Origin of the sequence: Egbenema bharatensis FJBBOT/2019 (assembly GCF_048077055.1) — a bacterium.
Taxonomy (GTDB): Bacteria; Cyanobacteriota; Cyanobacteriia; order Elainellales; family Elainellaceae; genus Egbenema; species Egbenema bharatensis.
The window spans coordinates 5,760,849-5,784,164 of the sequence record NZ_CP182236.1 but is presented as its reverse complement, the minus strand read 5'-3'; the positions used below and the strand labels follow the sequence as shown (position 1 = coordinate 5,784,164).

Here is a 23,316-nt window from a genome sequence, read left to right as displayed (position 1 = left end):
GCTTCGTCCACGCTCCGCGAACAGTCCTTGATCTTCCGGGCTACCGCCCACGCTCCACGAACAGTCCTCAGCCCTCAGTCCTCAGTCCTCAGTCCTACCTCAGTCCTCAGTCCTCAGTCCTCAGTCCTAATACTGCGGCACAGATGAATCGATCTCCTGACTCCAAGCGTTGATTCCGCCCTTAACGTTAATGCCGTCAATTCCTGACTCTTTCAAAATGGAGATGGCTTTTGCCGATCGCCCACCCATTTTGCAGTGAACCACCAGCTTGTGCCCATTCGCCAATTCCTTCACCCTGGATACACCGTCTCCGTTTTCGATGTCGGGGAGGGGAACCAGGACAGAACCGGGAATTTGGGCGATCGCGTATTCGTTAGGGTTGCGAACGTCCAGCAGCACATAGTCATCTGCGCCACTGTCGAGGAGTTCTTTGAGTTGTTGAACTGTGATTTCTTCCATACTCGCTTGCTGTTGAGCTTCGGCGGCTTTGGCTTGAGGAATTCCGCAGAATTCTTCGTAATCAACCAGTTTTTCGATCACCGGGCGAACCGGATTCGGGCGCAGTTTCAGTTCGCGGAAGGTCATATTGAGAGCGTTGTAAAGCAACAGACGACCGCTCAAGGTTTGCCCCGTGCCCAGGATAATTTTGACGGTTTCCGTCGCCTGGATCACGCCAATGATACCCGGCAAAATTCCTAACACGCCACCTTCAGCACAGGAGGGCACCAGTCCGGGTGGGGGCGGTTCAGGGTAGAGATCGCGGTAGTTGGGGCCACCTTCGTAGTTAAAGACAGTCGCCTGTCCTTCAAAGCGGAAGATGGAACCATACACATTCGGTTTGTTCAGCAGAACACAGGCATCATTGACCAGATAGCGGGTGGGAAAATTATCGGTTCCGTCCACCACAATGTCATACGGCTCAAAGATTTCCAGCGCATTCTCGGAGGAAAGGCGGGTTTCATATAGATCCACCTGACAGTGGGGGTTGATTTCTAGAATCCGATCTTTGGCAGAGTGAATTTTGGGCTTTCCTACCCAGGAAGTACCGTGGATCACTTGCCGTTGCAGGTTGGAACTATCAACGATATCAAAATCCACGATGCCAATCCGGCCAATTCCAGCGGCAGCCAGATACAGCAACAGGGGCGAACCCAGTCCCCCCGTTCCCACACATAAAACGCTGGCAGCTTTCAGCTTCTTCTGCCCATCTAACCCAACTTCCGGCAGGATGAGATGGCGAGAATAGCGTTCGTATTCATCTTTATTGAGTTGAACGTCATCCAAATTTGGATTTAACATGGCGACTTTGACAATACATGAAGAGACAAAGGGGTTTGAGGGGTTGGTTGACTTGCCTCCTTCTATTAGAGCAGCATTCGTTCCGTTTAGGCAAAGTGCATTTTTTCTTCCTGAAACTGATAGGTGTCATCCAGGCTCCAGCACCGAATGGCTGCGGCCCTGCCCTGCTGAACTGAAACGATGAGGTAGGAATATTCTGCCCAGGCGAGGGAGCGATCGCACTCTGAAGGAATGGCAGGGTGATCGGGGTGAGAGTGATAGACCCCAAGAACCGTCAGACCTCGATCGCGGGCATCTCGCTGGGCTGTGAGCACATCTTTGGGATCAATCCAGTAACGTTCTGTTTTGGCTAAATGTTGACCGGTTGAGAAAACGATATCTGGCAATGAACCTTCTGCCAAAGCCGATTCCCAGGCATTTGGAGTCTCCCAAACTTCCAGCAAGCATTTAACGGTTTCTGCTCGATCGCGCCTGAGTTGACCAAGCAATAATCCACAGCACTCTGCTGGGTAGGCTTGCTCGGCAAAGGTCTGAATCTGCCGCAGATGTTCCACCCGTCCGGTTAAGATCGCCATTCCTCCCAAGCTCCCCCTGAATTCTGAGTGCATCTATATTAATGCGATCCCTTTACTAGTAGACGCTGGCGTAAGTTCGACAACCCTTCAAAGGGAGTCAGAAGCCAGGAGCCGGGAGTCAGGAGCCAGGAGTCAAGCAGCCAATAGGGTAGGCAAATTTTTGCCGCCAAGTACTAGTGCGATCCTCTCACTCTCATCCACCTACCCACTCACCCACTCACCTACCCACTCACCCAAGCCATTCATCATCACAGAATTATTTTTTCAATTTTTTGTAACAATCCTTCACAATATGTGTTACATTTATTTACAGATGAGAAACGACGAAGAAAACCCCAAGGAGAAAGCTTTATGACATCTCGTGGATATGTCACTGAAGAACGCGGTCGGCTGAACAACTATGCGATCGAACCCAAAGTTTACGTAGATGCAATGCCCAGAGTTGGCTTTACAAAGTACGCCGAAAAGCTGAACGGTCGCCTCGCTATGATTGGCTTCATTTCTGCCCTGGCATTAGAACTCTTTACTGGACAGGGTGTTATTGGCTGGTTAACCAATCTGTAATTTTGAGTCGTAAGGATGGGAGTGCTGCGGTCGGACTGGAATGAATGTAGTGTCAGAGCCGCAGTGAACTCCAATCACCCAGAAAAACTTTTAGAGAAGTAATAACAAGGAGAACGAACATGAGAACTGATTTTGATTTCCCCAAAGGACAACTCCTCGGCCCCGTTGTATTCAGACCTGACTTTAATCAATTTGAAGGAATTGGTTCAAACCAGGCCTGGTCGCTATTCTTCACCGCAGGTCAGGAAGATAAGGCTTTGGGACTCAACTCTGAGGCCGGTCGTTTCTTCACCAATCTGCTGCTTGCGATCGGTACTGCGGGAATTCTATGGGCCACCCTATTTAGAAACGTTCTGTAGGGATAGCTAGTAGTAGCTAGTAAAAAGCTTGCTAAGAGTGACGTGAAACAGGTCTGCTGGGCGGTTCTCACTCTCCGGGATTCGCCCCAGACAAGCTGAAAGGTCAAGGGTGTTATGTCATCAGCGATCGTTACCGTTAGTTGAAAGTGAGACAAGTTGAGATGGGTTCCTCGACCCGGCCAGATGGTCGGGGTCTTTTGTAACAGCAAGTTTAGATTTTAGAATTCGATGCTAAAAGGGATATGCAGAAAAACGGATCTGTGGGGGCACACAGCAGTGCACCCTTACTTCAATTCTCCTCAAGCTCTCAGTGAGTAGGGCACCTCTAGCCCGCAGGTCTGCATCAATTCTGCATTTCCCATAATGGACTGAGGCGTTCCAGTAGCTACAACTTGGGCTTCGCTCATTAAAACTGCCCGATCGCACACTTCTAAAATAAACTCCAGATCATGGGAGGCAATCAATAGAGTTTTCTGGGACTGTTGCAAAAACTGAATCAGTCGTCGTCGAGTCCGTAGATCTAAGTTTGCGGTGGGTTCGTCGTACAGCATGACTTGAGGACGCATGGCCAATAGTCCGGCAATTGCGACCATTTGCTTTTCCCCACCTGAAAGATGATGAGGCGGACGATCGGCGAGGTGTTGCATTCCGGTTAAGCTCAGTGCTTGCTCAACCCGTTGATTGATTTCTTCGAGGGATAGCCCCATGTTCTGCGGTGCGAAGGCGATGTCATCCTGTACCGAAGCCGCAAACAGTTGATCATCTGGATCTTGAAACAACAAGCCAATCTCAGAGCGAAATTGCCCTGGAATCACGGGTTCACCAAATAGCTGGATGGTTCCAGCCGTGGGGGTGAGCACTCCGCAGAGCAACAGAAACAGGGTGGTTTTGCCACAGCCGTTGTGACCAATGATGCCCAGTCGATCGCCTGCCTCCACCTGCAAGTTAACTGTTTGCAGAACCTCTGGCTTGTCGGGATAGGAAAAGCAAAGGTTATCGGTAACAATCGCAGCTTTAGATTTAAGCGTGCTAGGGGGGACAGAGGACACGGATTGGCGATCGGAGGTTTGAGAAGGAATCTGGTGGGTTTCGGGATGGTTCATGCAGGGGGCAGGTATTCAGTCAGGTATTCAGTCAGGTATTCAGCGTTAAGGATTTTGGATTAAATAACCTGTAAAGCATTTTACTTTGTTGACTGGGCGGGCAAGATGCCCACCCCACAAGAGTTTCAGTTTATTGAGAAAGCATTTTACTTTGTTGACTGGGCGGGCAAGATGCCCACCCCACAAGAGTTTCGGTTTATTGAATTCGCATTCCTAAGAAGAGGTTCATTGCCACAAAACTGAGGGCGATCGATAAAGTAGTAGCGAGTCCTACCTGATCCCAGATGGTGCCTTTCGTTGTTCCAGGATGCACTGAATCCACCGAACGAGGTGCCCCATAGCCCCGAAGCTTCATGGCTTTATACACTCGTTCTGACTGTTCGTAGCTGCGAATCAATAACGTCCCTGTGAGCGTAGCAAACTGTTGCAGATCTTGCCGACCAAACCATTTCGATCGAGATTGACTGCGAAATCCCCGTAACCGCATGGACTGCTGCATGGTGGCAAACATTTCAGCAATATCGTACAGATAGCGGTAGGTTAACAGGGTCATGTCCGTCAAGATGGCGGGCAAGCCGATCGATCGCATGGCTTTAATGGTGGTGAGAAATGATGTGGTTCCTAGTAATACGATCGTCAGGATCATGATGCAAAGAAATCGACTCACAATCAGCACCATTGCCAGAACTCCTTCCTGGCGCACCGTCAGCCAGCCCCACTGCCAGAGGATCGTTTGACCTGACAAAAACGGTAGCAGCAGTACAATGCCTAACAAAAAGTAGCCGGGATACTTGAGGCGATTGAGCAAAAATCGTCCTGGCAGGTTGGAGAGCAGATAGAGTAAACCCGTTACCCCCAGCATGGGGAGGATTAACCGCAGGTCAGTCACAGCCGCAAAGGCAAAAATCAGTGCCCCTAACCCGATAAGCTTTAACCGGGGTTGCCAGCGATGAATGGGGGAAGACAGGTGAGCATATTGATCAAACGTCGTCATAGTTGGCTGATCATCGTTGGGGTTCTAAAAGATTGGGTTTCACTCGCCACAAAAAGATTACCAGCATGGCCGTAAACACGCCTTCAATCACCATCAGGGGTAAGTGAGCCAGGGTTAATCCGGTAATGGCAGCTCGTTCCGTTGCCACATCAAATCCCGATGGAATGTTTGTGATCACGACAACATATAAAGTTGCAGCGGCTAATCCTACCCCAATCGCCCCAGCCAGAAACCCAAACAAGCCCAGCACCCACCGGGCATTCGGCGACCTGACCAGACGATAGCGCAGTTGAAACAAATGATATGCCAACAGGGCAGGAATACCCACCATGGCAGCATTGACCCCCAGGGTGGTTAACCCTCCATGCCCAATCATCACAGCTTGAAGAAATAATCCGACTATCAGAGCTGGAAAAGCATAATACCCCAAAACCACTCCTACCAAGCCATTCAAGATAAAGTGAATGCTGGCAGGCGGAACTGGAATACTAACCGAAGAGGCGACGAAAAACGCAGCCGTCATTAAGGCGGCCTTGGGAATGTCCTGGGTGGGATCTTTGCGTTGGCTGATTTTCCGCAGGGAATACCAGGTGGCTAACCCGGTGATGGCATATCCCCCCACCGCAACCGGAGCCGGTAAAATTCCATCGGGAATGTGCACCACCTACCTCTTCCCTCGTGAAAAGAATAAGGCAGTGCCTACCAGTCCCCAAACGACTGAACCGAGCATCAAAATGCGCTGCATTGGACTAATGGCATTCGTACTGCCCGCGCGAGTGCCTTCCACCTGACTGGTTGCCGTTTCTTCAGATCTATCTGCCGTGGGGGTTGAACCCCCATCCTCCACAGCAGCACTATCAGACTCAACGGGAATACTCAAAATCTCCCCGTGTCCCGCCTGCCGAATCGCTACTTCCCAATAACCAGACTGCGATCGATCGGGGGTAAAGGTGAAAAGTCCTGTTTCGGTGGTGGTGGCCGTCATCCAGGGGGTAGAGGGATCTTCAGGGGCATAGACAATCACCTGGGCATTGGCCATGGGTTCCCCGGTATCGTAGAGCGCAGTAATTTCGATCGCCTGAGTTTCCCGGTAATCCACGACCACGCCATGCGCCAATGTTCTCGTCTGCAACCCCAAAACCGATAGGAGTGCGAGGGGAAGGATAAATTGCGGCTTGATCGGTTTGATCGGTTTGATCATTTCACGTAAGCGGTTTAGCTGCATTGAGTTTGGCTGCTTCAAATCTGTAATCGTCTCGGCATCGTTCAGCGTTAGGCCAGATCTGCCTGAAGCTGTCTCTCTAAAACTTGCTCCGACCGTATCAGTAAATCGCATTCTCTTCAAAATGTTCAATCCCCCCTCACAGGATATTGGCACCAAATTGCCGATGATCCCTCTAAAGATAGAGGAAGTGACTCTGCTTAGGAATGCGAATTAAATCAACTGAAATTCTTGTGGGGTGGGAACCTTGCCTGCCCAGTCAACAAAGCAAACCGCTTTACAGGTTATTAATCCATGATCCTTAACAAAGACTGAGCGGCAGGGAGGTGCTTAAGATGACAGGATCGATCGGGGTAAGCATCCGCCTCATCTACAGCATCTTCATGCTCAAATCTAACCAGGTCGATCGCGTAATTGGGGCACTGGTGGAAATGTAATCAACCTTCGTTTCAGCGACCGAACGAATCGTTTCCAGGGTGATGTTCCCCGATGCTTCGATCCGAATTCGATCGCTGGTGTCACGGATCATTTGCACTGCTTGCCGCATCTGATCCAGCGACATATTGTCGAGCATGATAATGTCCGCTTTGTGTTTCAACGCCTCTGTCACCTGTTCCAGGGTTTCCGTTTCCACTTCAATGGTGAGAGGATAGGGAACTCGATCCCGAACCTGCTCGATCGCCGCTTGAATTCCTCCGGCAGCCGTAATGTGATTGTCTTTAATCATCACACCATCATCCAGTCCCATGCGATGGTTGACTGCTCCCCCCACCTGAGTGGCATACTTTTCCAGGATCCGGAGTCCTGGAGTTGTTTTGCGCGTATCTACCAGTTGGGCAGGCAAATCGGCAATTTTTTCAACGTACCGACGAGTCATAGTCGCAATTCCGCTCAGGCGCATCGCCAGGTTTAATGCAACTCGTTCTCCCGTCAGTAAAGCATTCAATGTCCCTTCCATCTGAGCCACGACTTGCCCCGGTTCACACCATTGCCCCTCGGCCACGGTCGGCATCAATTTGGTTTGATGATCCAGCAGTTGAAACACTCGTGCTGCGATCGGCAGTCCAGCAATTACCCCCGCTTCTTTGCAAACCCACTGGGCTTTACCGGTTTTCAAGGTATGGGCCAAAAGTCCCTGAGTGGTTCGATCGCCCCGTCCCATATCTTCGATCAGCCAGTCCTGGAGGAGTCGATCGAGCAGCAAAAAAGGAGGCAGAATCGCAGAAGGTGAGGTCATGGTCAATGAGAATTCCCTGAGTCTGGGGTTGCGTCCTGGATCTTGTCCTGAATCGAATTCAGGATCTTGTCATGAGTTGTGTCCTGAGCTGTGTCCTGGGTTGTGTTCTGGATAGGTTCTGCCATCAGAGGTTCAGGATCGGCTTCTGGTGTGGCGATCGGACTATCTTGAAGCAACCCATCTTGGGGAACGGTCTGATCCAGTGCCAATTCCGCATTTGCTCCTGGTTTGTCCAGTTCATCCAGTTCATCCAGTTCATCAGTGGTGCGATCAGGGGCAGCCTGGAGTTGCCCAGCATGAGGCAATGCGTCTTTTAACTGAGCGGTAGTTTTCCGAGTGATGCCTTGCAGACGGTTGGCGATCGTCTGAATGTCTTCCTGAGTTCGTGCATAATCTGATTTGAGAAAATCTTTGATGCTGGCAATCCCCTGATCCAACCTACCTGTAAACCGTTCCGGGTTTTGGGTTGCCGCTTCTGCCACAATCACCCGCTTGGGATGCATGCTGATTACTGCAACGGGGGGAAAGCAATAGCCACTGTCGGCAATGCCGCGCCAACCGTTAAACACAAATATGTAGTCGATCACATCTCCAGTTTCTGGATCAAATCGATAGTCGATCAAGCCACCCATCTGGCTGCCGCTATCTGTCCAGATGTCCTGAGCAATTTGGCTAATGGCACTTTCTGGCTTTTCAGCGTTCACGCCCTCCAGGGCAGACACCATGATGCTGTCCTCTCCGATTGACTCGATTTGCGACCATGTAAAACTGTGCCGTTGCGTGCCCAGCAGTCCAGCCTTACAGCTCAGTCCAATAATTTGATGCGCCTTGGGATCGAGCCACAACTCTGCAACCCGACCCAGCGATTCAGCTGTCTGTCGATCGAGCACTAAACGACCGATAAAGTCACTTTGCCGAGTGATGGAGTTGGCTGACATGATTCAAGATTGAGGGCGAGGAATGGAAAATGGTGACGCTGATGTTCAAATCAGGGTCATCGACTTACTCTCAGCTTACTCCATCTCTAGTCGTCAGGTGGATTCCTGGGAATCTGGGGGAGTGACGATCGCATCTTTGGCCCTGCCCGTTCTTCTTTCTTTTTGCGATCGGCTTCCAAAATATCACTCATCACCTGCTGGGCCTGAGCGATCTTATCCAGGTTGCTGCGATACAGTTCCAGGTCTTTCTGGATCTTTTCAAAGGAGATATTAAGTCCCTCTGCCACGTTGGTCAGGGCTTGATTGCGTTTTGTCTCATCTTTGACCAGATCGGGGGAAATGGTTTCCAGGAGGGTATACAGCCCGATCGCAAATAGCCGACTGTACTTAAAGGTGCTGTTTTCGGCGATCGATCGCAGCCCACCAAACAGCCCCCCTGCGTTCTCAGCATTTAACTGCTTAATCCGTGTCAAAAAGTCCTCTTCCGACAGCGAAACGGCTTCAGATCGTAATTGCTCTGCATCCTGCCGAAACTTTTGGGAGTCTTGCTCTAAGGATTGACAAATAGCATTAAAAATAGAAGCTTTGTCTTGTTCGGGTCGGTAGCCCTGCATGAAGCGGTCGAATGCAGTCACTACGCCCAACCCATACACCGGGTCATAGCGAAAGTCCGCATTGACGGAAAGCAGGTGCATCTCTACGATTAACTCGTCCACCACTCGTCGGTAAAAGGAGTTGATTGGACGGGTGTGGAGCGTATAGAAAGCTCGCTTGGTATCTGAAACGGTGCGGACGTTACTCACTTGAATTCTTAAAGATAGTTGGATCGCATTATTTCTATAGAGTAGCAGGGATTAGGGATCGGGGATCAGATTGAGGAGTGGGGAGTAGGGGAGTGAGGAGTGAGGAGTGAGGAGTCAGGAGTAGGGGAGTGGGAGAGTGGGGAGTAGGGGAGTGAGGAGTAGGGGAGTGGGAGAGTGAGGAGTCAGGAGTAAGGGAGTGGGGAGTGAGGAGTCAGGAGTAGGGGAGTGGGAGAGTGAGGAGTAGGGGAGTGGGGAGTCAGGAGTCAGGAGTGAGGAGTAGATAGGTGGGTAGGTGGGTAGGTGGGTGGATGAGTGGGTGAATGATTGAATCATGGGTGGATGGGTAGATGGAGCTATTGCTTTCCCTATTCCCTATTCCCTACTTCCCCCTGCTAAAAATCGACCCGTCGATCGCCAGGAAGAGTGTTAAGGTTTAAGGTCTAAAATCCCGATCGTGATCCCTGACTAAAATGGTAGGCAGCATTTCCGTCCCTATGTCCTACGAACCGCTTCACCACAAGTATCGCCCCCAAACCTTTGCTGAATTGGTGGGACAGGAGGCGATCGCCGCTACCCTGACCAATGCCCTGCGTCAGCAAAGAATTGCCCCTGCCTATTTGTTCACGGGAGCGAGGGGAACCGGCAAAACCTCCAGTGCCCGGATTCTGGCCAAGTCGCTGAACTGTCTGACCAGCGAAACCCCCACGGCTCAACCCTGTGGTAAGTGTGAAGCCTGCCGCATGATTGCCAAAGGAGCAGCGTTGGATGTGATTGAGATTGACGCTGCCAGCAATACGGGGGTGGATAATATTCGAGAACTGATTGAGCGAGCGCAATTTGCCCCGGTTCAGTGTCGCTACAAGGTTTACGTCGTCGATGAGTGTCATATGCTCAGCACGGCTGCATTCAATGCCCTCCTCAAAACCCTGGAGGAACCCCCCGATCGCGTCGTCTTTGTTCTGGCCACCACCGATCCCCAGCGGGTTCTGCCCACGATTATTTCCCGTTGTCAGCGGTTTGACTTTCGCCGGATTCCCTTAGAGGCAATGGTGATGCATCTGGGAAAAATCGCCCAAAACGAAGCGATCGACGTGACTCCAGAAGCGGTTCAGCTCGTGGCGCAGATTTCCCAGGGGGGGTTACGGGATGCAGAAGCGTTATTGGATCAACTGAGCCTACTGGAAGGATCAATCACCGTTGAGCGAGTTTGGGATTTAGTCGGAGCCGTACCAGAGCGGGATTTGTTTGAACTGGTGCAGGCGATCGCCCAGGATGATGCCACAACGGTACTCGATCGGGCCCGGCACTTGATGGATCGGGCCGGGAACCCCTAATCGTGCTGCAAAACCTGGCCAGCTTCTATCGAGATTTGCTGATTGCCAAAGCCAGTCCCGATCGCCAGGATTTGGTTGCCATCACGCCAATGACCTGGAAAGCATTGTGTGAGTTTGCCCAGCATTTAGAGATGGGCACGATCCTAAGAGGACAGCAACACCTACGGGAAGCGGAGATACAGGTACGAAACACGGCTCAACCTCGGCTGTGGTTGGAAGTGACGTTGATGGGGTTATTGCCATCGGCGATCGGGAGTTTTGCGGCGGAAACGCTGCGCCAACGGGAGTCGGGAGTCGGGAGTCGGGGGTCAGGAGTCGGGAGTCAGGAGTCGGGAGGGCTGCGATCGGCTCCATCCCAACCGGTTGCTCCGCCCACTCAGATACCCCCTCCGAAGGCAAAGCCTCTGGAAGCGACAGCTCCACCCGTTCAGGAACCTCCGGACAAGAAACCTGGCAGCATTCCAGAACCTGCAATCGCTGAAGTTGCGCCAATTTTAGAAGAATCAGTAGAACCAGTAGAACCAGTCGATCGGATTGAGGAGGTGGCGGTTGCAGCAGATGCGGCTCCGGATCTTCAGCCCCAAGATTCCAACCAACATTCCAACCAACATTCCAACCCAAACCTCGAACAGCTTTCCAGCCAGGATTTAGAGCGGATCTGGCATGAGGCACTCGAACAAATTCAGTTCCGGGGGACTCAGGTTTTGCTGCACCAGCAGGGAAGCTTACTCTTTTTTGATGGGCATGAGGCGCGAGTCGGGATTAAGTCCCAGCCGTTGTTCAAAATGGCCAAGGAAAAACTATCCACGATCGAAGCAGCGTTTGAGGCGGTTTATCAGCGTAAGGTACGAGTCAGCCTGGAAGTCACGACGGCCACTGAAACGCAGATGACTTTGACGGAATCACCCCGCCCGACCACCCCGCCTGCTCCTGCTCCCAGACCTCGATCGGTCAAAGAATCAGCTCCCTCCGGTTTAGGAACAGCTTCCAGGGAAAATTCTGCTCCCATCCAGCCATCGGCTCCCGTTCAAGCCGCCCCCCCTCCGTCTGCCACTGCGATCGAACCCGCCCCAGAACCGGACTTCTCCACTTCTCCCCCCATTCCCTGGCAGGAAGACGATGAGGTCAGCGGAGCCGCCAAGAGTTTAGCCCAATTCTTCAACGGGCAAATCGTTGGACTGGACAATGATCTACCCGTCGGCAAACTAGAGGATTCAGCCCTGGAACTCTCGGAAGCTGAACCTGAAGAATCCGATGACGATGTCCCGTTTTAGAGGCGCACCTCATAAGCTAAACCTTTTGTGGGGTAGACATCTTGCCCGCCCAGTCAGCAAAGCAGAGCTATCTTCACTTTCACCTTCCCTCTTTCGCCTTCCCTCTTCCGCCTTCCCTCTTCCGCCTTTTCACCTCCCGCAACTGCCAGCGCATTTCCTCCATATCCGGCATCTGTCCCCCATACCGCCACTCCACATAAGCCCGACAAATAACCTCGATCGCCTTTGCCCGGTGCGACGGTTGCTCTTGACAACCATTGGCATACTCCAGGGGCGTTTGCTGGGGAGCTTTGGGGAATCCCGCAACAGCAAGGTATCGGAGCATTTGCTGATAGATTGCCTCCATCGGCGGCAAATGAGCCAGCCAGCGCGTATATCGCCACTGTTGCCACCCACTCCAGCCAATCCAACCCAGAAAGCCAATCCCCGTCAGGACAGCCAGCCCGGTTAAAATTCCTGCCCAACCCTGGGTAAACAGAGCCGTGAACCAGCCGATCGCCCGTCCCAAAGTCTGACTGAGCCATTCCCATATCCGGTTGATCACCCCCGTCACTGGAGAGGGTAGCCATCCCGCCATCCAGTTCCAGAACTGCTGAAGCACGCCAAACACCCTGGACTCTTCGATCGAAGGCGGAATCAACTCATGACCCGGCATTGGGTCAAAGGCAAACCAGCCGTATTTTGGAAAAAACACCTCCGTCATGGCATAGGCATCGGTGTTTCTGACCACGTAGTAACCCGTGAACGGATTGAACTCGCCTGGGGCAAACCCCATCACCAACCGGGCTGGAATCCCGATCGATCGCAGCATCAGGGTTAAGGTCGTGGCGAAATGATCGGGATAGCCCCCCTCGTACTTGAATAGGAAGGCTTCAGTTAAATCTTCATCCTCATCAAAAAAGGGTAGGTTGGGCTGAACCCGATAGTTTTGCTTCAGGTATTGGGTGAGATACAACGCTTGTTCTGAGGCAGCAGTGATGGGGTTGGGGGCGGCGGCCAGAATCGATTCTGTATACTCCCGAAGCCGAGGCGCGATCGCCTCTGGAACTTGCAAATAGTGATTGCTAATGTAGGGCGGTAAGGTCGTTGGAGCACTGCGTAACAGGGTGCGATCGCGGTAGGGCACTTCTGAAACGATCGTATAGGTCAGCCCTTCCGAGAGGGCAACGGGCGATCGCAGTCCTCCCTCTGGATCTATGGCGATTTCGCTGGTGGGGAAGTAAAGCTCCTTCGGGTCGTAGAGGGCAGGAATTAAATTAGGGAGGCGGGAAACGACGGTGTAGGACTGCACCACTTCACGAGTGCGATTCAGAGTGACATTCCAGGGTAGGGTAAAACGAAACGTCCAGCGAGGGCGGGTCAGGGTTTGTACCTCCTCCTCTTCATTGCGAGAAATCTCCCAACCCTGGCCGGTATAGCGATCGAAGGCCAGCACTCGCCAGAACCCCGGAGATTGCGATCGCACCCGCATCACCACCCTGGGAGTCATTTCCCCCCGAAGATTCTGGTTAATTTGACTGTTAAAGCCATAGTAGAACTCATCATCTACCTCACCGGGAACCGTTCCCCACGCTCCCTCGCCTGTCCCATTCGGATCGTCCAGTCCACCCCGCACATACCCCGGATTCAAAATACTGCTTTGATCAAACTCGCCCTGAAAGTCGATCGGGGCGCTCACTGGAAAACTGCGGAGTTGATACCCCGGAAAGCGCGGCATCAGCATAAACAGGGATAGTCCCAGACCCAAAACCACCAGTAGCATCACCCCTAACCGCTTCGGAGCCAGATCCAGCTTCACCTGGTGCAGGCGATTGGCGGTCAGTCCCAACCGCGATCGATAGTCCAACACCAACACAGGCAGAGCCATCACCAAAAACAGCAGCAACAGTGGTGCAAAGGAAATCGTCTGGCTGAGGGTCGCCGCCACACTGAGTAAGATCAGCCCAATTACAACGGAATAGCCCAAATCCTTGCGACGGGGCAGATCAAAGCTGTGCAGTACTTGTAGATGAATCAATAATCCTGCCAACGCCAGGCGGGTATCATGCCGCTCTGTCCACAACTGTATGAAAAACACCGCCAGAGCCAGAATCATGCCGATCGCAATGCAAAACTTAACCGGGATATTCCGCTGCCGTCGCCGCACATAGCTCCATCCTGCCCCAACAAAGCTGACCGGAACAGCCCACAAACTGGTGCCGATCGCATCCACCACATCCGCCGCTGCAATATCCGTGGCGATAATTCCCACGGTGACTAACCCCTGCACGAACAGCCGCAGCAGTAGGGAATCTTCTGGTTCCACAGGCGCAGGTTTTGCCCACTGTTGTTTGAGGGAGGTCAAACGGGGCGATCGAAGGGAAAGTTTTGAGAGGCGCATGGGCATTGGATCGGGAGTGGGGAGTGGGGAGTAGGGGCGCATTGCAATGCGCCCGTACAGGGAGTGGGGAGGTAGGAGCGATCTGCAAATCGCCCGTTCCAGGTAGTCAGGAGTCCAGAAAATCAGAATTTTTGTTTCCTTAAAAACCTAACAAGAAATCAGATTTTCTTCTCAGGCATACGAACTAAATTATCTAGAACTCTTGTGGAGCGGGCATCTGGACTGCCCAGTTAGCCAACTCAAGCATCACACAGATTAGTTATCCATGATCCTTAGCCTTCCCGGTTTGTGCCGCCGGAGTAACTCGATCGCCAGTTCTTTCGATCGGCTGATCGATTCAGCCTCCATCGAGAGGAATTCATTGCTGTTGCTGACCATTTCAAACCCAAAATGCTCATAGAGCCACACGGCTGGATGATTGACTGAGATGCTCAGTGAAACAGATGATGGTTCACAAATTGAACAACTACGTTGAACAACTATAAAGCGATGTTCCTCCTTCTTCCTGCCTGCCTAACCTATGCCGAAACTCCTCCTTCTGGTTGGTTTACCTGGAAGCGGTAAATCCTCCCTGGTTCGATCGATGCAGCAAACCGGCAGTGGACTGGTTGTGATCTCCACCGATGCGATCCGCGCCAGGCTGTTTGGCGATGAAGCAATTCAGGGGGAGTGGCTGTGGATTTGGCGGGAAGTGGGACGGCAGTTCCGTCAGGCGGTACAGTGGATCCAGGAGGGAAAGGCTCAAATCGCCATTTATGATGCCACTAACACCAAACGCTCCTATCGCAAAGACGCGATCGCCCTGGCCCACTCGGCGGGTTTTACTCAAATTGTGACCCTGTGGTTGGATGTCCCACTGGAGGTATGTCTGCGACGGAATCAGCAGCGCGATCGACAAGTCCCTGAGGATGTGATTCAGCAAATGCATCGCCAGTTAACTGGTGCTCCACCCCATCCCAACGAAGGGATAGAGGGTTTAATTGTATACCGTAGCCTGGCGTATCCTGCTTTAGATCACCGCAGTCCTAATTGGAGTGATGGCTGGGCGATCGAGCTAACCAAAAAACCGGATAGGTTCGGAAATTGCCCTAATCTTGAACACCCAACCGAACCCGTTTAACCCTAAACTCCTGATAGCTTAGAGGCAGAACCTGGTAGACATGAACGCGAATTGAGGAACCGAGTGGATGGCAGCGACCAACTTCAAAGACTACTACGCAGTGCTAGGGATCAACAAAAGTGCCAGTGCGGACGAGATTAAGCAAGCCTTTCGCAAGCTGGCGCGGAAATATCACCCTGATGTAAATCCAGGTGATAAGACGGCAGAGTCCAAATTCAAAGAAATTAACGAAGCCTACGAGGTTCTGTCTGATCCTGATAAGCGACGCAAGTATGACCAGTTTGGGCAATACTGGAACCGCGTCGGCACGGGTGGTTGGTCGCCAGGAGCGGGTGCGCCAGACATGGGCGGATTCGACTTCAGCCAGTACGGCAGCTTTGACGATTTTATTAACGAGCTATTAGGACGGTTTGCAACTGGAGCAACTGGAGCACCTGGGGCAACGGCTGGACAACGCACCTACTATCGTCCTGGCCCGGAAGTTCGGGCTTTGGAGGCGGTTACAGCGACTTTGGTAATGGCTTCAACGATACAACGACCACTGCTGCGGGACAAGATTTAGAGTCTGCTCTGTCCTTGAGCTGGTCAGAAGCCTTTTATGGTGCCCAAAAGCGGCTCAATGTGGGGGGGGAAGTCATTACTGTCAAGATTCCGCCTGGGGTCAAGCCGGGTTCTCGGATTCGAGTCAAGGGTAAAGGGCAAATGAACTCCTACAGCCGTCAACGGGGGGATCTGTATCTGGTCGTGGAACTCCAGCCCCATCCTTTCTTCCAGTTTGAGGGTGATAATCTGATCTGTGAATTGCCGATCGCGCCGGATGAAGCGGTTCTGGGTGCATCAGTCGAAGTGCCCACGCCTGATGGTTCCGTCACCATGAATGTTCCAGCGGGGGTTCGCTCTGGGCAGGTCATGCGCCTGCGGGGTAAGGGTTGGCGGACTCCGAAAGGCGATCGAACCGACCAACTGGTAAAAATTCTGATTGTGCCTCCTGCCAGTCTTAATGCGACGGAACGGGAACTGTACGAGAAATTGAAAGCTACCCGATCGACTGATCCACGCCAGCATTTGAAGCAGATGAAGCTTTAAAGGGACAGATAGAGGAACCGGAGGGGATGGCTTGGGTCAGTTCCCTTGCTGTATTGACTTGCTCATTAGATCGCATGACCGAACAGGGATCTTAAAAAGTCGTCCTGAAGTGTTCTCCAAGACGACCTTACCTTTATTGCATCTGTTCAAATGAATGTAGCCTGGTTCAGGCTATTTCAGATTAGTTCAGATTAGTTCAGATTAGTTCAGATTAGTGACAGCCTGGTTCAGATCAATTCAACCGAACGACGCTTTAGCAGGAACTTCAAGTCCATCCACCCCTCGTGCTTTATCCAACTGAAGTTAAGGTGTGCTGCCTGAGGGAACGATCGCTTTCCCAGGATACAGGCTCTACCAGCAGCGTAATGTTTTCTCGTCCAACCACATACACCACATCACCCGGTTCCAGCACCACAGACTGCTGGCTGCGAGCAGTCCACTCCGAACCCTGGAAGCGTACTCTTCCTGTTCTATGAGGTTCGATGGCCTTCACCACTGTTGCTTCACGTTCTGGAACCCTGGATGGAGCAGCGAAGTTGGCGATCGGAGGCCTCAGAGCTTCTCCGCTGTATAATGCCGAATACAAAAGTGAACCGACAAATCCAAGTAGATTAAATGCGCCCATCACCGTGTTCTCCTTATCGAGAGGTGGAGTCAGATAAACTGACCTATGCTAAAGCTACCACAGGTTTTGGATAGATTCCATAACTTTTGCAAAAGTCAATCTAAAAACTGAAGTATGTTATGGATGGACAGATACGGAAAATACGGTTGGATGAAGCTTAAATGAAGTCATATGATATTCCGATAAAGTCCTGTAGCTTTAGCAAAACTCTTTGCTAAAGTGTTGACTAACAGGGTTGAGTAACAGCGCAGAGAGCCTTCGGATTTGGGCTGCCTGTACCCGTGACGAAGGTTGATTCCTCTGTCTTGTTTACGACCCTGTCTACGTCAGTTTCCCTGTGAAAGTTAACGCTATTGGAAGAATCATCAGGAAGAATCATCAGGAGTATGGACTCACTGCCCGAATCAGCCTGTCCCCTGATTGAATCGCTTAGATGTCGTTCCAATGCATATACTGGCTCTAGTCAATTAATGAACTACAAGCTTTTTTGACAGTAGTTTTCAGTTTAGTTCTTGTTGTAGTGTTCTTCGCAAAAGGTTTAGAGTTGTGGCAAATCCTAATCCCAAAACGGATCAACTAGCTCTGGGACGGGGCAAGCGTCCTGTTCTCAATAACGAAACTGTATCCATGCGAATGTCTCCTGAAACTCGCCAGGTGCTTGAGGAAATTGCTTACAGCTATAACTGTACTTATGGTGGTAAGCCCTGGATTGCCGGTTTGCTCAACAAAATCGCTACGGGTGAATTAGCGGTAGTTCCCGCTCCACCCCCGAAAATTCCAGTTCCCCAGCAGCCGTTTGACGGTCGGCAGGCCGTCCGAACCCATCTCGCTCAAAAATATCAGTCTGCTTCTTCGGGTGCTTCTTCCTGATTCGTCTTTACTAGTCTCCATTTACAATGCCAATGGTATCTAGCGTTTTGATTGGTCTAGAGACGCTTCTAGATTTAGCGTTGGAACCAGGCTGGAATAACGATTATGAGGACTTTGATCGCCGTCGGGCAGAAATTGAGCAGCTTCACGTCTTGATTGAAGCCGATCGCCTGACCGTATATTTCCCCCCTTCTTGATCTGCATTGCTCATATGCAGGTCAAGCTTTATTTTGGGGCAGAACAAGCCCAGCAGGTCATTCATCGGTTATTAGAGTTGGGCAACAGTCACCTGAGCCTGGACTATGAGCGTGTGATTGAACAGGCGAACACCGCAATCCTGCATTTAGAAACCTATGATTTTCATGATGCAATGTTTTTGATTTGCGGTCGGCAACTGAATGTAGATGCGATCGTGGCATATAAACCCGCTTTTTTCCATACTTTGATTGCCGCTCATCCATCTACCTTTGCTGGGTTTAATATCCCGATTTTGAATGTTGGAGCGTTACTGAATCTTATTTCAGAAACTCAGTCCACCTATACTCGCAGTAGCACAATCTATGCAGTGACTCCCCATAATCGTGTAGTGAAACTGCCTTGTGGTGCAACTCCGATAGATTTTGCCTACAGCATTCATACCTGCGTGGGCGATCAATGTGTCCGGGCCCTGGTGAACGGCCGAGAAGTGCCGCTTGATTGCCGCCTCAAAACGGGGGACATTGTGGAAATCATTAAAGATCCAGAAGCGACCCCTGATCCTGACTGGCTTAAGTTTGTCAAAACGCGAATTGCCAAACGAGCCATTCTGCGCAGCATTAAGCGGCTACATATTCATCGGGGCTGGAAGCAGGTGAAGCAGTCCTTGGGCAAATCTATTCGCAACTATTACCCAAGGCTAGAACAGGTTGCTAGATTGTTGAACCGCACTTCGGTGGATGACTTGATCAGCATGGTGGGATGCGGCGAACTCAGTTTGTCCCAACTGCAAAATTTACTCCAGAACTGTAGTATATCCCCTGAGCAGACGGGGTTCTGGGGCGCGCCTGACGACAGTTCGATCGCCAGTGGGGGGGAGCAAAATTGGCGTATTGCCTCCTGCTGTATGCCGTTACCCGGAGATTCGATCGTTGGCGTAGTGAGTTCGCCCAAACGTCCTGTCCGCATCCATCAACCCCACTGTCTTAATCTGCGTGACCTAGCCCCAGAAAAGCTTCGTCCCCTCAGTTGGAACAGCGATCGATGCCAGATTCAGCTACAACTGACTTTGTCTGATCAACCCGATACCTTCAGGCCGATTCTCAATAAGCTAGTGGAGATGGAGATCACCCCTGATCTACGGAGCCTTACTGTTTCAAACGGAACCGCCAGAGCGACGATCGGCATTGTGATTCTGTCCCGCCAACACCTCGATCAGGTGCTACACCATTTATCCCACCTCTCTAATGTGGAACGGGTGAAGGTGGCTAAACCGATCTCAATCTTGCCGAGTTCCGTGAACTTTGTCACCATTGCTCCGCTGTAGCTTCGCGGTGGGGATGGGTGGGATGGGGTTGGACGTTGGGCGTAGCTGGGGCAGGTGATTAGGGGGATGCGGCAAAATAACATACCCGTTAGGGGCGCACTGCTGTGCGCCCTTACAGCCGATTGTTTCAAAAATTGGGATGCTATTTGATTACGAATCCCTTAGTAGGGTGCGATCGTCATTACAACGAGAAATAAGGCTTCTGCCCATTCCACCGTTGCTCCGTAGGTGTCTCCCGTTTGGCCGCCGAGCTTGTGGTTGAACCAGGCGGGGATGAGAAGGGCGATCGGGCATCCCAGGAGAGGAAAAACGGCATAGGCAGTTCCCTGATGGTTCAGCAGGGAGAGCAGGAGGGGAATGAGGCTGAGTCCCAGGAGTAACACCAGGGAAGGGATGGTGTCCCAAAGCGATCGCAGGGCTTGCTTGTGGAAGGCTCCTTTGCCCGTGGGTTTGAGATAGGGATAACGAGCGATGGCAATTTGCTGGGCCCAACGTCCCCAACCGGCTGCCAGCAGGAGAATCAGCCAGCGATGGTGATCTAAATCCGTCAGAGCAGTGGTTTTGAGGAGGATAATTGCAACGGCGGCCATGGCTCCAAAGGCTCCAGTGACGCTGTCGGCCATGACCTGAAGGCGGCGATCGGGGTCGGTAACTGCTAATCCGTCAGCGGTATCCATTGCCCCATCCAGGTGAAGTCCACCCGTTATGCCAATCCAGAGCACTACCAGGAGGGCACTTCGCGTCAGAGTTGGCACACCCACAAAGTCCATCCCCCCATCCAGCCCACTCAACAACCCACCGATGAGCAGCCCAACCAAGGGTGCGAAGTGAGAGACGCTCTGAAACTCAGTAGGCGATCCAGGAACGGGCAGAACGGTGTAGAAGACGATCGCCGACGCAAGCTTTGCAGCGAATCTGGAAGCAAACTTTGATCCAATGATCATTGAAGAAGATTGAGTTGCATCATTTCATACCACATTCTTTGGGCAAAAGCTTCAGCAACCTAGCTGAATTTATAGATCCCAGTTATCGCCATAATGAAAATCTAGGTACGCATCTGGCACTAACAAGAATATACGGAGCGTAAATTCCGTAAATTTTGCTAGAAATCGCTGGAATATCTTAGGTTAAGATTGTTTCATGCACTACTGTTTTAATGTTTTTTTAATACGACGATCGTACCCTGCCTGACTGGACTGATTCAGTCCTAACGGTTCAGTTTTGTTAGGGGGTGGGTAGCTTGATTGAGCTGCCAGCAATCTTGTTCAAAAGTCCGATTGATGGCTTTTACCCTGATGTGCTTTTACCCTGATGTAGTGTACCCAATTTGGCAGCATTTAGTGAGTGCTTTTGTGATGAATCTAGTCTTGTCTGATTAAGAAGCGAACCAGGCGAGAAATCGCTGCGGTTGGTGAGGGAGCGACATTTTTCCAGATCATCACTTAAGGTCACAAACCAGACCAAAGGCTTTTTTGTATGAGTCACAACCAACTTTCCAGGAATAAGAATCTACCCGCCCCCTGTATTGTTGACACAGGCATTGTGGTCAACAAGCAAGATATAGAGAGGCTTCTGTCTGACCTCAATCAAGTGCGCTATACCTACAGTCAAGATGGAGTGCCATTGGCTCAGGGTGAAGGTTGGATTCTAGAAGTCTTTGCTGACCCGCAGCGATCGACCCTGGTGGCAAACCGCACACTATACATCAATCTCCATAGTTTTGATTATCTGGAGTTGCAGCTCTCTCCGAGTCAGGAGGCCCATTTCAACCTGATGCAGGAGAATTGCCAGCTTCAACTGATTCCCCTATCCAATCCTCTGGAGGAACAAGCGTCTCGCAGCTTCAATGTGGCAACCCTGGAAGCAGTCGTGGCAGAAGTTTTGTCGGCAGGATGGGATATGCATTTAGATGACGAAGAGAACTTCTCTTTCTAACCAGGCTACCTGCCCACTCATCAGGCTGACCTGCCCATGATCAAATATGCCAATGCCACGGGAGATGCCGCACGCCGGATACTTTTCAGCCCTTCTTCCAGGTGAAAGCTTGGGATGGATTTCTCTGTAGAAATAATAAATCTGCTGAAGACTATTCCTTTAGGTAGAAATGGAGTGCGTCACAATTTTACAGTTGCAAGACCACTCTCTCACTGGCAGCCATCTTGCCTGTGTTACGGAAGTTAATCAGTTTGCATAAAGGGGATGCTCCCTGGAAGTGCCAGTCGAATCCCCCGGAAATCCTGTCACCACCTATTTGATCAAACGCTAGAATTAGGAAGTAAAACTGCTGGCGTTGATGTAACAAGCCGTTATTAAATCGCTTGTTTTTCCTGATGTCTTTTGGGTTGTGGTGCAAAAAAAGATACTTTCAAGTGCTCTGATCATCAGCCACCCTTCTGTGAAGAATCGAGGAGTAATTGGGCGCATTGAGCGATCGATTCAGTTAAAAATTCAATTCAAATATTAAACGCTCGTTAAACAAGAGACGGAATTCGATCGAATCATTTTCCTCTTTCTACAATCGAGGATTTTTCGCTCAGGTTAAGCTCCTCCCTTCCCCCTCAGATGATGGAAAACAATTGAGAAAAAGTCTGAGAGATTAGTGCAATTGATCCTTACATCTATCTTAAGAAGCGGCAGATGTTCATTGGGTTCCGCTTACCCTGTTACTTGAAGTCTGGTGTCTCATTCAGGCTTCACAGGTGGGTGTGGGAGCGGTTGATACTGCCCGATGTCGCTCTGAACATCGATACGAGTTGTTTGCATCATGAATCATGATCACGAAAACTGAGCGATCGATTTAGCGGACGTGATTTGCAGCAGCTTGGGGAAGAAACCAACAACTGTGAAGGGTTGCAGGGTTTCGATTTGACTAAACTCCCCAGATACACAATGTAATGAATTAGGACACTTGACCTGAACCTATGAAACAGATTCCCGTTTCACTCCTAACTCTGACGGCTGGGGTTGCTGTAACGCTGATCAGCCTTTGGGTGGGGCAGAATCATGGTCTTTTGCCAGAGCAGGCATCGGAACAAGCTCCTCTGGTCGATGGCTTATTTGACGTAATGATGACCATCGGCACGGCCTTATTCCTGGTGGTTGAAGGGGCGCTGGTCTATTTCCTGATCGTGTTTCGCAAGCGGAAGGGCGATGAGGGAGATGGTATTCCAGTCGAAGAAAATTTGCCCCTGGAAGCCTTCTGGACAGCGATCCCCGCCATTATTGTCATTGGACTCGGTATTTATAGCGTTGCCGTCTTTCAGGAAATGGGTGGGCTAAGTCCAGGCAGCCATGCCATGATGGCGCATCACTCTGCTAAAGCAACGCTGGTAGCCCAAGCCCCTCAGGCAGAAACCCCGATCGCTGGAGATGTGATGCCCCTGTTAGCCGATACCGAAGGCGGGGCGACAACCGATGAAGAACTCGAAGCCAAGTACGGGATTGGTGCCCCCAATCAAGTTCGCAAACCGGCTGATCTGGTCGTGAACGTAACGGGTATTCAGTTTGCCTGGCTGTTTAACTATCCAAAAGACAACTTTATGGCTGGTGAACTGCACGTTCCAGTTGGCGCAGATGTGTTGCTGAACCTCTCTGCCCAGGATGTGATCCATTCCTTCTGGGTTCCGCAGTTTCGGCTGAAGCAGGATGCGATCCCTGGTGAGCGAACAGAACTTCGTTTTGTGGCGACCAAGCCTGGAACCTATCCTGTGGTTTGTACAGAACTTTGCGGTAGTTACCATGGGGGGATGCGATCGCAGGTCGTGGTTCATACGCCAGAAGAGTTTGAGCAGTGGCTGACAGAAAACCGCGTGGCGCAGAAGGAGCCCGAGGTGGTAGCCACGAATGTAGCCGAGCTGACCCCTTCAGAGTTCCTGTCGCCCTATTCCCAGGATATGGGTATGACGACGGATGCCCTGGCTCAACTCCATAGCCATCTCTAAGCCTCTATCCAGAGTATGGATTGACCGATTAGTTCTGGTTCAATTCATCACTCAATTTATTAAGAGTCCC

Annotated in this window: 22 protein-coding genes and 2 pseudogenes; 10 read left to right on the top strand and 14 right to left on the bottom strand. The window is 51.3% G+C overall.

Annotated features, from left to right (window positions below; genetic code table 11):
• Nucleotides 1–126: 126 nt before the first annotated feature.
• Together moeB and ACM1PF_RS27040 are read right to left on the bottom strand one after the other, a co-directional pair.
• Entirely contained in the window at nt 127–1,299 is a 1,173-nt protein-coding gene (gene moeB, locus ACM1PF_RS27045; RefSeq protein ID WP_416669109.1) for a molybdopterin-synthase adenylyltransferase MoeB, read from the bottom strand.
• Nucleotides 1,300–1,385: 86 nt separating this feature from the next.
• Entirely contained in the window at nt 1,386–1,874 is a 489-nt protein-coding gene (locus ACM1PF_RS27040) for a M67 family metallopeptidase (protein ID WP_416669107.1), read from the bottom strand.
• Between the two features lie 351 nt (nt 1,875–2,225).
• Between ACM1PF_RS27040 and ACM1PF_RS27035 the strand changes: the two genes are divergently transcribed.
• Nucleotides 2,226–2,438, top strand: coding sequence for a high light inducible protein (locus ACM1PF_RS27035; RefSeq protein ID WP_416669105.1), 213 nt, complete (start codon nt 2,226–2,228; stop codon nt 2,436–2,438).
• A 119-nt stretch (nt 2,439–2,557) separates the two neighbouring features.
• A complete protein-coding gene (locus ACM1PF_RS27030) occupies nt 2,558–2,797 on the top strand; it encodes a hypothetical protein (protein ID WP_416669103.1) in 240 nt (79 codons plus the stop codon).
• 299 nt (nt 2,798–3,096) lie between these two features.
• On the opposite strand, the gene ACM1PF_RS27025 is transcribed toward ACM1PF_RS27030, so the two are convergent.
• From ACM1PF_RS27025 to ACM1PF_RS26990, 8 genes are all read right to left on the bottom strand, one after another.
• Nucleotides 3,097–3,900: an energy-coupling factor ABC transporter ATP-binding protein gene (locus ACM1PF_RS27025; RefSeq protein WP_416669101.1), complete on the bottom strand. Its 804-nt coding sequence runs from the start codon at nt 3,898–3,900 to the stop codon at nt 3,097–3,099.
• Between the two features lie 196 nt (nt 3,901–4,096).
• Nucleotides 4,097–4,894 carry a cobalt ECF transporter T component CbiQ gene (cbiQ, locus tag ACM1PF_RS27020; protein ID WP_416669099.1) on the bottom strand — a complete coding sequence of 266 codons (798 nt, stop codon included), beginning with the start codon at nt 4,892–4,894 and terminating at the stop codon, nt 4,097–4,099.
• 10 nt (nt 4,895–4,904) lie between these two features.
• Nucleotides 4,905–5,555, bottom strand: coding sequence for a cobalt transporter CbiM (gene cbiM / locus ACM1PF_RS27015; RefSeq protein ID WP_416669097.1), 651 nt, complete (start codon nt 5,553–5,555; stop codon nt 4,905–4,907).
• Between the two features lie 3 nt (nt 5,556–5,558).
• Entirely contained in the window at nt 5,559–6,230 is a 672-nt protein-coding gene (locus ACM1PF_RS27010; protein WP_416669095.1) for a carboxypeptidase regulatory-like domain-containing protein, read from the bottom strand.
• A gap of 256 nt (nt 6,231–6,486) precedes the next feature.
• Complete coding sequence (gene nadC / locus ACM1PF_RS27005) at nt 6,487–7,353, bottom strand: carboxylating nicotinate-nucleotide diphosphorylase (protein ID WP_416669093.1); 867 nt, start codon at nt 7,351–7,353, stop codon at nt 6,487–6,489.
• Nucleotides 7,354–7,355: 2 nt separating this feature from the next.
• The gene (locus ACM1PF_RS27000; RefSeq protein WP_416669091.1) at nt 7,356–8,291 is read right to left on the bottom strand and encodes a PRC-barrel domain-containing protein; all 936 of its coding nucleotides are present in this window, start codon (nt 8,289–8,291) and stop codon (nt 7,356–7,358) included.
• A gap of 86 nt (nt 8,292–8,377) precedes the next feature.
• Entirely contained in the window at nt 8,378–9,094 is a 717-nt protein-coding gene (gene psb29 / locus ACM1PF_RS26995; protein ID WP_416669089.1) for a photosystem II biogenesis protein Psp29, read from the bottom strand.
• A gap of 114 nt (nt 9,095–9,208) precedes the next feature.
• Nucleotides 9,209–9,427: a hypothetical protein gene (locus ACM1PF_RS26990; protein ID WP_416669087.1), complete on the bottom strand. Its 219-nt coding sequence runs from the start codon at nt 9,425–9,427 to the stop codon at nt 9,209–9,211.
• Nucleotides 9,428–9,588: 161 nt separating this feature from the next.
• On the opposite strand from ACM1PF_RS26990, the pseudogene ACM1PF_RS26985 reads away from it, so the two are divergent.
• Nucleotides 9,589–11,702: pseudogene (locus ACM1PF_RS26985) on the top strand (DNA polymerase III subunit gamma/tau).
• A 79-nt stretch (nt 11,703–11,781) separates the two neighbouring features.
• Here ACM1PF_RS26985 and ACM1PF_RS26980 read toward each other — a convergent pair.
• Nucleotides 11,782–14,082, bottom strand: a complete 2,301-nt coding sequence (locus tag ACM1PF_RS26980) for a transglutaminase TgpA family protein (RefSeq protein ID WP_416676809.1) — start codon at nt 14,080–14,082, stop codon at nt 11,782–11,784.
• A 255-nt stretch (nt 14,083–14,337) separates the two neighbouring features.
• A complete protein-coding gene (locus ACM1PF_RS26975) occupies nt 14,338–14,460 on the bottom strand; it encodes a hypothetical protein (protein WP_416669085.1) in 123 nt (40 codons plus the stop codon).
• Between the two features lie 142 nt (nt 14,461–14,602).
• On the opposite strand from ACM1PF_RS26975, the gene ACM1PF_RS26970 reads away from it, so the two are divergent.
• Both ACM1PF_RS26970 and ACM1PF_RS26965 read left to right on the top strand, forming a co-directional pair.
• Nucleotides 14,603–15,202, top strand: coding sequence for an AAA family ATPase (locus ACM1PF_RS26970; RefSeq protein WP_416669083.1), 600 nt, complete (start codon nt 14,603–14,605; stop codon nt 15,200–15,202).
• A 67-nt stretch (nt 15,203–15,269) separates the two neighbouring features.
• Nucleotides 15,270–16,288, top strand: a pseudogene (locus tag ACM1PF_RS26965) (DnaJ C-terminal domain-containing protein).
• Nucleotides 16,289–16,577: 289 nt separating this feature from the next.
• Here ACM1PF_RS26965 and ACM1PF_RS26960 read toward each other — a convergent pair.
• The gene (locus ACM1PF_RS26960; protein WP_416669081.1) at nt 16,578–16,913 is read right to left on the bottom strand and encodes an NfeD family protein; all 336 of its coding nucleotides are present in this window, start codon (nt 16,911–16,913) and stop codon (nt 16,578–16,580) included.
• Nucleotides 16,914–17,459: 546 nt separating this feature from the next.
• On the opposite strand from ACM1PF_RS26960, the gene ACM1PF_RS26955 reads away from it, so the two are divergent.
• Genes ACM1PF_RS26955 through ACM1PF_RS26945 form a run of 3 tightly spaced genes read left to right on the top strand, consistent with a single transcriptional unit; the run spans nt 17,460 to nt 19,305 of the window.
• Nucleotides 17,460–17,783 (top strand): hypothetical protein, encoded by a 324-nt coding sequence (locus tag ACM1PF_RS26955; protein ID WP_416669079.1) that lies wholly within the window; start codon nt 17,460–17,462, stop codon nt 17,781–17,783.
• Between the two features lie 26 nt (nt 17,784–17,809).
• Nucleotides 17,810–17,980, top strand: coding sequence for a hypothetical protein (locus tag ACM1PF_RS26950; RefSeq protein ID WP_416669078.1), 171 nt, complete (start codon nt 17,810–17,812; stop codon nt 17,978–17,980).
• A 14-nt stretch (nt 17,981–17,994) separates the two neighbouring features.
• Nucleotides 17,995–19,305 carry a TGS domain-containing protein gene (locus tag ACM1PF_RS26945; protein WP_416669076.1) on the top strand — a complete coding sequence of 437 codons (1,311 nt, stop codon included), beginning with the start codon at nt 17,995–17,997 and terminating at the stop codon, nt 19,303–19,305.
• Nucleotides 19,306–19,466: 161 nt separating this feature from the next.
• Here ACM1PF_RS26945 and cobS read toward each other — a convergent pair whose 3' ends face one another.
• The gene (gene cobS / locus ACM1PF_RS26940) at nt 19,467–20,249 is read right to left on the bottom strand and encodes an adenosylcobinamide-GDP ribazoletransferase (RefSeq protein WP_416669074.1); all 783 of its coding nucleotides are present in this window, start codon (nt 20,247–20,249) and stop codon (nt 19,467–19,469) included.
• A gap of 532 nt (nt 20,250–20,781) precedes the next feature.
• Here cobS and ACM1PF_RS26935 point away from each other — a divergent pair.
• Nucleotides 20,782–21,240, top strand: a complete 459-nt coding sequence (locus ACM1PF_RS26935; protein ID WP_416669073.1) for a hypothetical protein — start codon at nt 20,782–20,784, stop codon at nt 21,238–21,240.
• A 986-nt stretch (nt 21,241–22,226) separates the two neighbouring features.
• Nucleotides 22,227–23,246, top strand: a complete 1,020-nt coding sequence (locus ACM1PF_RS26930) for a cytochrome c oxidase subunit II (RefSeq protein ID WP_416669071.1) — start codon at nt 22,227–22,229, stop codon at nt 23,244–23,246.
• Nucleotides 23,247–23,316 lie beyond the last annotated feature (70 nt).